Raw genomic sequence first — 8,543 nt, 5'->3', positions numbered from 1 at the left:
CATCAGCTACGCGGTGCGGGGCATGGGCCATGTGCGCGGCCACTTGGCTCAGCATCCCCCATCCACCCTGGCCTTGAGCAGCGTGACGGTCATGGAAATCGAGTTTGGGCTGGCCCAGGCGCCGGCCAAACGCGCCGCCGTGGAGGCGACCCTGTCGCTGTGGTTGCCCAGGGTGGCGGTGCTGGACTACGGACCAGGGGACGCCCGCGTGACGGCCAGCATCCGGGCCGCCCTCAAAGCGCAGGGGACACCGATTGGCCCGTATGACCTGCTGAACGCAGGCATGGCACTGGCGCGCGGCCTGACCTTAGTGACCCACAACGGCCGCGAGTACCGCCGGGTGGCCGGCCTCCTGGTGGCCGACTGGGTGGATGACGAGCTGACCTGAGTCTTTGTGGCCAGGGCAGTGCCTGTTTCTTCGATGGCCGCCGCTCAGGCTATGGCCCGGGAATCAGCATTGAGGGGAGATTGACTTGTTACCCTGAAGCCATGTGGGACGCTGCGCCAGATCAAGACTATCCACCTGGTCAACCGGACGAACAGGCTAGGACGCTGACCAAGACCGGCGTCAAGGCGCGGGGTTGGACCGATAAAATGATCCGCGAGCTGTTGGGTGAACCCGATGAACGCCGCCCAAACCCCCGGTATTCAGGGCGTGCGGATTATCTGCTGTACTTGTTGGAGCGGGTTGAGGAAGCTGAACGGACCGACGCCTTTTTCGAACTGCTGGACCAGAGTGAACGGCGCAAGGACAGAGGTGCCGTGGCAGGAGCCAAGACCGCTGAACAGCGCCTCGCTAAAATTCAGGCACAGATCGAAGCCTTTGACATCGTGCTGCCTGACCTGACACCGGATGAACTGGTGCTTCAAAGCTGTGCCTCGTACAACGCTTGGGCCGTATCCAATGGGCTAGAGCGGAAGCCGATCACGCCCAGGAGTGATTCACAGGCGCTGACGATGGTACGCGTGAGCTTTCTGCTGCATGCCACACCGGGTTATCGCGAGCTGTTCGCCAAGCTCTGGAAACAACCCGGAGCGGCAGAGGCACGTCGACGATTGAACGAGCGCATCTATCAGGTGATTGCCACAACCTACCCGGAGTTCACAGTGGAATGCGAGCGGCAGAACAAGCGCAAACTCTTTCCCACCCCAAAGCAGCAGGCCCAGCGGGAACGAATGAGTGTCGCAAGGCGGGACGCCAAACGCGAGAAGCGCCGCTGAGCGTGGCTGATCAAGTCTATGGAGAATCAGAAAGCGGCCCGGAGGCCGCTTTGATTCCTCCAATATAGGGCGGTATTCAGCCCCTGTCAAATGTATGCACCGAGTCCAAAAAGCTGTCGGCAAGTCCCAGATCGTCATACAGCAGCCCAACAGAGGCCCAACAAAACCCCAACAGACAGCACCCCGCTTTACGCGGGGTGCTACTGTTGAAAACGAAGCGAGCCAGCGACGCGGCAAACGTTCTGACTCTGCTACCCCAACTCGAAGGACGAACTCTCTAGTGAACAACCAACGACAGGGCAGCCGTACCGATAGCGTACGGCAAATCTCCAGCAGATTTCTAGTCTCCGACACTCTTGAAGCCGCTCTCACCCCCAGTCAAGCCCGCTACAGCGAGTGGGGCCGCGCCGCCCTGCGTGGGGAGCCGGTGGCCGCCCGCCGCGCCCAAGTGCAGCCCAGCAAGCAATTCCAGAAGGTCAGCCGCCCGGTCCCCGCCGCCACCCCCTCTTTGCTGACCTTAAACCAGGGTGAAGCCCAGGCCGTGCCCGCCCTGCTGCCGGAGATCGTCGAGGAGACTCGCCGCCGCCTGGCGCAGCAGGCCCGCGACAACCGGGAGACGCGCCGGGCCGAACAGCGCGCCCGCTTCCACCAGCTGGTGACCGCGCCCACCGACGAGGCCGCGCCGGACTTCGTGATGCCCGCCAATCTCCAGGAGAGCCGCCAGCGGGCCAGCGGAGAGGTGCAGGTCACCTTGCCCCATCCGGTGGCTGCTGGGCCAGCCTGGGGCGAGCTGAGCGCCGAGGAAGTCCTGAAGTCGGTGCCGTGGCTGAGCAAGGGTGCGCGCAAGCTGTTCCTGGTGCTGCACATGCTGGCCGTCGCAGCAGCCCAGGGCCGCCGTTACCGGGTGATTCCCTCCTCGTCTGCCTTCCACATGCCCCAGCTGTTGCTGGCCGCCGTCCTGAAGTACACGCCCCGCCACCTGCGCCGCCTGGCCCAGGAGCTGGAGAGCGCCGGACTGATCGACGGCGGGGCGCACGCCTCGAAGATCCGCACCAAGCTGGGCAGCCACCGCAATCTGTGGGACGGCTCGATCTGGGCGGTCAAGCTGCGGCCCAGCACCTGCAATGCGTACCTGTCCCCCGACGACTGGCGGCACGAGTGGCGGGACTTCCAGGCGGACTTAAAGACCGGCAGGACGGCAGAAAAAATAATGTCCTATCTAAAGACCTGTGAGGGTTTGGGGCGACAGGAGCATGTCCTGAAAACCTGGGCCGTTAATCCCAATGCGAAAATGACTTCGTTGTCTTTAGAGCGGACATTTCAGGCCGAAGAGAAAATGAGCCTCCAGGACACGGTTTACGCCCTGCCCCTAATCGGGGAGATGAGCGACTTGAAGCGCGCCGGAGCCATCGGCGCTGCGGCCTCGGTGATCTCGCACGCCCTGGGCGACAGTCACAGTCGAAGATTCTGGTGTGGGTTGCTGTGGGCAGCCACCCGGAACGGCTCTTTGGAGGTGTTCGCGGCCCAGTTGCTGCGCTTGCTGGCGGATGTGCAGGAATCCAGCGAGCTGCGAAACCCCGGCGCGCTGTTCGCGGCCCGTCTTCGCAGCGCCTGACCTTCGGGGACCGCGCCCGAAGGCCAGCCCCTGCTCAGCCCGGCTTGAGGGTGATTACGCCCTGAGCATATGTCCGCATGAGGACATCTGTTGAGAGCGTAAAATACCCTCTGACTCGTCTCACTTTAGGAGAGGGAACAGCCCCGATCTCCACGCTAATTCTTATTCCAACCTCGAACCTATATGCTCAGATGCCTCTATCTTCGTAAACTATCATATCTGATAAGAATCTAGCCTGATCTAAAACATCTTCCTTAATGTGAGAATCTAATTTACTGTTTTTCGATACAGATGTCAAGGCATCTTCAATTGTTTCAAATTCTTCTCTGATAACTTCCTCTAAGCTAGAGTAAGATACGACAACCTTTTTGTTCTCTACGAAGATATTTAATTTAATTCCACTGAAATAGTCACTTGCAGATATCATGCGTCTCCTTTGTGTTTCGGCACGGCCAGGATGAAGAAACTTAGGTCATGTGTCTCTGAGAGCTAGCAGGGTCACTGACCCTAGAGTTAAGAAGTGTTATCGCTGGGGTCTATATCAAATTCTACCCGGATAAAACCTTATCTTTTTCTCTGACCTAATCCTAATTAGATCAGGGGCGACGTTGCGAGGCATCAGAAGTTATCGAGGGGAAGTCAGAGCTGGAGGAGTAGCTGTTGGGAGAGGACGCAACTCAGATGATGTAGCTGAAGTTGTATTGGGAGAGCCTCCCTCCACAAACTCCCCAGTGATGGTGCCGCCCTCGGCCTTGATCGCGTAAACCTCGTTGCGGTCGAGGTCGTACAGGATTATTCCGGCGCGCAGGGTGTCGCCGCCCTTGACGCTCACGGCGGGTCGCTCCGGCGTGCCGATCAGGCGGGCCAGGTTGGCCGCGTCGTCGTACTCCACCCGCCCGGCCCGACTGACGCGCCCGCCCTCGCTGTTCAGGACCACGTTGCCCACCAGCGTGGTCGTCTCCTCGTCCACGTTGACCTCGATGCGTTCGCTGCTGCCAGTCAATGGGTCTTTCTCGTTGGCCCGCCGGAAGGTCACCGGGCCATCAATACGGGCGATGCCGTCCGTTTCGTCATAGACCAGTTTCTGGCCCCGCAACTCGGTCTTGCCTTGGGTGACAAACACGCTGTCGGGGGCTGGTTTGGGACTGGCTTGGACCTCGCATCGGGTCAGGCGGTCTGTGGCGTCTGGCGGCACCTCATCTGGATTCAGGAAGCGGGCGGTCCCGGCGCTGGCCTCCACCCGTCCGTCGCTGCCATCCTGGCCCTCTTTGGGCTGTTGTTGGGTGACCACCGCCAACGGCACGCGAATCACGTTTTTGTCGATGGTGATCTGAACCCCTCCCGCCGTGGTTTCACTGAAAACGGCCAGTGTGGGTGTCTCTGGAGGATCGTCACCTTTCGGGCCACAGAGTGCGAAGACCCCTGTCTCATCAGTGGTGCCAGTTTTGACAATGCGAATCCGGCGCTCCTTACCGTCTTCATCACTTTTGCGAACAAGTTCCAAGCTCGAAGTCTCTGCTGTTTCGTTTGTTTCAGGAGTGTTCTGTATGGATAATTCTGTCGAAGAGTCTTGATAAGATGTAGCTTCACTCAAATTTAAGTTTGTACCTATAAAATATAGAGTGAAGATGGGAATGAACAAGTATTTTATTCGTATCATCTTTTCCGGAAAGCGTAGCGTATTTGGATGAAGCGATGCTCAGCGAGGGCAAGGTGTAGCGAAGGTTGCTGGTCAAGCCAAGGTGTCGAAGCCTCAGCAAATAGCTAAGCTGAATACAAATTCAGGGTGTTTTGGGTGCGGCCTCAGCCCAGGCAGAGCCACGTTTCCCCCGGCCCGTCCCGCCCCGTTTCCAGGCCCCGAAAAGTCTTACTCACCGTCGTGGGGGAAAGTAAGCAAGTTAAGTTGCGGGTCCGATCTCAGAGAGATCGGACCCGCAACACTAGCCCACACTTTGTTTCTGGAGTCGGATAGAATGAAAACCTGAAAGCAGTTCTCTCAATTCCAGGAGGAAAACGGCATGCCACCGCGCAAGAAACAGTCAGACCCGACGGCGAACGTGAACACGACGAGCGGAGGCCGCAAAGTGTCGGTGGTGCTGCCCGCCGAGCTGGCCGCACGGGTCGAGCGCCTGGCCGACGTGCGCGGAGACCGGCTGACGACGACGGTGGTCCGGCTGGTGGAGGCCGGCGAGCGCCAGGCGCACGAGGCGATCCGTGAGGATGCTCTGGCCTCGTTGAGGTCCGAGCTGCTGGAGATGGTGGAAGGGCTGGGGGTGCAGGTCCGGGGTGAGGTCAAAGCCCAGGGCCACCGGCTCTCCCACCTGCTGGCTCGTACCGCTCTGGAGAGCATGGCCGGACGGCTGACGGCCGGCCACGCGCTGTACAAGCTCTACGCCAACGATCACGACACCGCCAAGCAGCTGTACGGCAGCGCCTGGAATCAGGCCGTCGAGAAGTTGAAGAACCCCACCCCCGGCGTGCGGACCACCCTGAACGAGATCAGCGAGGGCGCGGGCGCCCAGGAACCGGCGGCGCTGGTCAGCCTCGCAGAGGCCACCCGGCAGCTCCAGCAGGGTCTCGGGGTGGTTAGCGCCCTGGCGGCCCGTGTAGAAGCCCTAGAGGGCCAGGAGCGGGCCACACAGAGCGGCATGGGGGAGCTGACGAGCAGCATTCATGGCCTGACCCGCCAACTGCTGGCGGCGATCAACCACCTGGAGGATGCTCAGCAGGAGGCCAGCAAGCCGCGTGGCATGTTCGGCGGGCGACGGTAGGCCATGACCGGCACACGATCCATCTCGGTGGTCAAGACCAGCTACACCCGCAGTGTGTCTCAGGCCAAAGGCTCGGTGCGGTACATGGAGCACCGGCACGATGACCAGGGCGAGCGCCAGCACCGCCCGCTGTTCGACCGGGACGGCGAGCTGAGCCGCCAGGAGGCGTACGAGCGTCTGGACCGCGCCGCCGAGGCCGAGGGCAAGACGTACTTCTACCGGGTGGTGCTCAATCCCGGTGAGGGGCACGCGGACCTGGACGAACAGCGCCGACAGGCGTGGACGGCCGAGGTGATGGCCCGCATCGAGGCCCAGGGCAACCAGGTGCGCGACTGGGTGGCGGTGAGCCATACGGATCAGGGCCAGCACGATCACATCCATGTCGTGGCGGCCACGTCCCGCACCTTGCAGAAGGACGAGCTGGCGGACCTGCGGACGTTCAGCCGGGAAGCGTACGGGCATCAGCAGGAACAGCAGCGGGAGTTGGGCCTGTACCAGGAGCACGACGGCAGCGTGCAGGAGCTGGCTCGCCTGCACCAGCACGAGCGCAGTTACGACGAAGACCGCGAATACCAGCGCCAGCAGCAGCGCGAACGGTCCTACGGTTACGAACGGTGACCGAGAATTTCAGCTGGGTGAGCGGCAGCGCCCTTAGCTGACCGCCGTAAATTTTGGAGGAAGTCCGATGAGTGGTGTTCATGACCCCCGCAGAAGTCCCCACGCGGTGCAGGAGGCCGAGGCCCGCGAGCAGCGCCGGAGGATCGTCCGGGCGGTGGCCCACAGCAGCGCCATGGAGGGCCTGCCCCTCGATGCCGCTACCCGGGCGCTGTTTGAACGCTATGTGGATGGCTTGATGACCACCGCACAGATGCGCGAGGCCGTTCTCCAGCAACACCGCGCCCAAAAGGTGTCAGGTTAGGCTCTTAGACCTTTGGAATGCTGCCAATGGACCACTGATTTTTGCCGTGTTTATCGCGTTGAGATGCGTCTAATCTGACGTCAGGTTGGGGTATACCCCAACCTGACGTCAGGCATTTCGGTGAAGCTCTAATGCCTCCGTTTACTTATCAGGTCAATTCAATCCCAGTCCTGCTCGAATTTCTTCCTCTCTCGAACTGGCTCCTGCCATCACTTTTTCAATCTCGCCAGCCGGGGTAGTCAGAACGAGCGTGGGAAACATGCGAACGCCGTAGGCTCGCCCAATGCTTCCATCCTTGTCCAGCAAGAGTTGATCACCATAAGCGTGCTCAGGCATCTCGCTGCGCCGTGCGTCAATGACCCGTAAGTCCAACCCTGAGGTAGAAGCCAATCGTCCGATGAACATGTCCAGCTCATCACAGCCGACGCAGCCAACAGATTTGAAGTACAGCAGCGTGCGACGGGTCAGGTTGAGGGCAGATGCTGGTGGAATGACTGCGCCTGCCTTGACCGTGGCAGCAGTGAATAAGCGCGTGAGGACAGAACCGAGCAAGGGCGGCACCTTGAATTTGATCTGTCGGGGCGTTTTCGTTGGCTGGGACATGGAGCCTCCTGAAATCGGTTGGATGCCACCCCATACGTGAATACCGCCTGATCGTTCCCTGCACGCCAACCAGTCGTTTAAACCGGGTGACAAGCCTTCATGCAGAGGTGGCGATCCGGCGAGGCCCCGAAATAGTGTTGCTTGCATCGATAAGCAACACCTCCTTGACCACGGAAACCCTTTTTCACTCTCTCAGCCGCATCTTTTGGGGGGCGCTCTAGGCGATCACGCGCCCCCAGCGACTGGGTGGTGCAGCGCCCCCATCGCCCCCCCTGTAGGCTGTTTGGGATGATCGACGCGCCTCTTGTGCTGACGCCACAGCAAGTGTCTGAGCGGGTGGGGGTAGGCCTCCCCACATTGAGGAAGCATGCGGTCACGTTAGAGGCGCTGATGGGTGAGCCACTGCCCAGAGGTGAACACCTGGAAAGGCTGTGGCCTGAATCGGTGGTGAATCTTCTCAGCAGGGCCATGAGTCTGGTTCACCGCCGCGAGGCGGCCAGTGTGGAGGCGGCGCTCCGGGCGCTGCACTCACCTGCCGCACCTCCCCTGCCGGACGTGCCAGTGCTGTCCGGAATGCTGACCAGTCGGGAGGATCTGGCCGAGCTGCTGCGTGAGGCGCTGTCCCCGACCCTCGCGCCGATCATGGCTGAGCTGATCAGCAGCCGTGAAGAGACTGCGGCACTTCGTCGCGAGCTGGCACAGGAAGTGGATGCGGCGGCAGCGGCCAGGGTGGAAGTCGAGTTGATGCGTGGACAACTGGCCCGCCTGGAGGTCACCGCTCACGCCGCTTTATCACCCACCCCAACGAACGATCAACCGACAGGTCTGCGCGGACTGTTGATCCGCTTATTGGCCGGACGGGCGTAGAGGAGGGAAGAAAAGCATCAGCAGAAGGGGATGGGTTTCTCCCTTGCTGATTTCCCTGATGGCGACGAAAAAAGCGGCCTAAGCGCTGGCCTCATCCGAACCATCTCTCAAGTGAGCTAGCCTCTTAGCTAGAGGTGAGCGCCATGACGACCGTGAACATGCACGACGCCAAGACCCAGCTGAGCAAACTGGTGGAAGCCGCCGAACGCGGCGAGACGGTGATCATTGCCCGCAACGGCAAGCCCGCCGCCCGGTTGTGCGCCCTGGAAGAGACCGAGGGGCAGTGGTCCCCGCAGGCCCTGGCCTTCTTCGCGGCCCCAGTCACCCCAGAACTTGCGGACTTCACCATCCCCCGCGACGATCTGCCGCCACTGGAAGACCGGGAGCTGTTCTGATTCAGTATCTGCTGGATACCGACACCATCAGCTACGCGGTGCGGGGCATGGGCCATGTGCGCGGCCACTTGGCTCAGCATCCCCCATCCACCCTGGCCTTGAGCAGCGTGACGGTCATGGAAATCGAGTTTGGGCTGGCCCAGGCGCCGGCC

The 8,543-nt window shown here is 61.1% G+C and carries 11 protein-coding genes; 8 read left to right on the top strand and 3 right to left on the bottom strand.

Going from position 1 to position 8,543, the window contains the following annotated elements; genetic code table 11:
* From FHR04_RS20405 to FHR04_RS20395, 3 genes are all read left to right on the top strand, one after another.
* Nucleotides 1–388 (top strand): PIN domain-containing protein (locus FHR04_RS20405; RefSeq protein ID WP_139405016.1); only part of this gene is annotated, 388 nt, incomplete at its 5' end.
* A gap of 101 nt (nt 389–489) precedes the next feature.
* Entirely contained in the window at nt 490–1,221 is a 732-nt protein-coding gene (locus FHR04_RS20400) for a hypothetical protein (protein WP_139405015.1), read from the top strand.
* Nucleotides 1,222–1,648: 427 nt separating this feature from the next.
* Nucleotides 1,649–2,836, top strand: a complete 1,188-nt coding sequence (locus tag FHR04_RS20395) for a hypothetical protein (protein WP_139405014.1) — start codon at nt 1,649–1,651, stop codon at nt 2,834–2,836.
* A gap of 187 nt (nt 2,837–3,023) precedes the next feature.
* Here FHR04_RS20395 and FHR04_RS20390 read toward each other — a convergent pair whose 3' ends face one another.
* Entirely contained in the window at nt 3,024–3,263 is a 240-nt protein-coding gene (locus FHR04_RS20390; RefSeq protein ID WP_139405013.1) for a hypothetical protein, read from the bottom strand.
* Nucleotides 3,264–3,461: 198 nt separating this feature from the next.
* Nucleotides 3,462–4,148 (bottom strand): LptA/OstA family protein, encoded by a 687-nt coding sequence (locus FHR04_RS20385; RefSeq protein WP_249039247.1) that lies wholly within the window; start codon nt 4,146–4,148, stop codon nt 3,462–3,464.
* Nucleotides 4,149–4,854: 706 nt separating this feature from the next.
* Between FHR04_RS20385 and FHR04_RS20380 the strand changes: the two genes are divergently transcribed.
* The 3 genes from FHR04_RS20380 (at nt 4,855) to FHR04_RS20370 (ending at nt 6,526) form a co-directional block, all read left to right on the top strand.
* A complete protein-coding gene (locus FHR04_RS20380) occupies nt 4,855–5,607 on the top strand; it encodes a hypothetical protein (RefSeq protein WP_139405011.1) in 753 nt (250 codons plus the stop codon).
* A gap of 3 nt (nt 5,608–5,610) precedes the next feature.
* The gene (locus FHR04_RS20375; protein ID WP_139405010.1) at nt 5,611–6,225 is read left to right on the top strand and encodes a hypothetical protein; all 615 of its coding nucleotides are present in this window, start codon (nt 5,611–5,613) and stop codon (nt 6,223–6,225) included.
* A 67-nt stretch (nt 6,226–6,292) separates the two neighbouring features.
* Nucleotides 6,293–6,526: an antitoxin VbhA family protein gene (locus FHR04_RS20370; protein WP_139405009.1), complete on the top strand. Its 234-nt coding sequence runs from the start codon at nt 6,293–6,295 to the stop codon at nt 6,524–6,526.
* A gap of 153 nt (nt 6,527–6,679) precedes the next feature.
* On the opposite strand, the gene FHR04_RS20365 is transcribed toward FHR04_RS20370, so the two are convergent.
* A complete protein-coding gene (locus FHR04_RS20365) occupies nt 6,680–7,129 on the bottom strand; it encodes a peroxiredoxin family protein (protein WP_139405008.1) in 450 nt (149 codons plus the stop codon).
* A gap of 468 nt (nt 7,130–7,597) precedes the next feature.
* Here FHR04_RS20365 and FHR04_RS20360 point away from each other — a divergent pair, with 468 nt between their 5' ends.
* Together FHR04_RS20360 and FHR04_RS20355 are read left to right on the top strand one after the other, a co-directional pair.
* Entirely contained in the window at nt 7,598–7,996 is a 399-nt protein-coding gene (locus FHR04_RS20360; protein WP_139405007.1) for a hypothetical protein, read from the top strand.
* 143 nt (nt 7,997–8,139) lie between these two features.
* A complete protein-coding gene (locus tag FHR04_RS20355; protein WP_139405006.1) occupies nt 8,140–8,391 on the top strand; it encodes a type II toxin-antitoxin system Phd/YefM family antitoxin in 252 nt (83 codons plus the stop codon).
* Nucleotides 8,392–8,543 lie beyond the last annotated feature (152 nt).

This window comes from Deinococcus radiopugnans ATCC 19172 (assembly GCF_006335125.1).
Classification (GTDB): domain Bacteria; phylum Deinococcota; class Deinococci; order Deinococcales; family Deinococcaceae; genus Deinococcus; species Deinococcus radiopugnans.
Note: the sequence above shows the minus strand (reverse complement) of the source record. Positions and strands in the feature narration are given on the sequence as shown.